Raw genomic sequence first — 548 nt, forward strand, 5'->3', positions numbered from 1 at the left:
ACATGTAGACCTCCATCGCTTCGTGCACCAGCCACTTCTCCATATGGCTCTCGCTCGGGTCGGACAGCGCGCCGTACTGGGTCACGTGCTGCTCTTCCACCGAGGCGATTTCGGCATACAGCTGGCGCGCCAGCGGATCGGCGAACAGCGGGCCGATGTTCATGTAGTAGTCGTGGGTCTGGTATTCCGCGCCGGTGATAAGCGCCGCGTGGATCTTGGTAATGAGCGCGGCGGAGTTCTTCTCGTAGTTGTCGCGGATGTCGTTTTCCGGATGACGATGGTGCTCCGATGTTTTCCGCCCGGGCACGATATCGGTATAGCCCTGCAGGATGTTGTTGGCATCCTTGCCCTCGGGGCGATCGAGCATCGCCGAGTAGCGGTACAGGTGATCGAAGTCTTCCAGCAGGCCGAAGCGATAGGTCTGCGCCTGGTAGGGGTCGGGCTCGTTCTGTGCCACTGCGGCGGTCACCTCGATCGCCACCTGCTCGTAGGCGACCGTGGTCTCCAGCGGCGAATGGTCGGCGCCGATCAGCCAGTTGACCATCGTC

General features: G+C 61.9%; 1 protein-coding gene. It reads right to left on the bottom strand.

What is annotated here, in order from left to right; genetic code table 11:
• The coding region (locus CXQ97_RS21195; RefSeq protein WP_219815494.1) for a hypothetical protein at window positions 1-548 on the bottom strand (548 nt) is incomplete at both ends.

Source organism: Arthrobacter sp. B0490, from assembly GCF_002929355.1.
GTDB lineage: Bacteria > Actinomycetota > Actinomycetes > Actinomycetales > Micrococcaceae > Arthrobacter_D.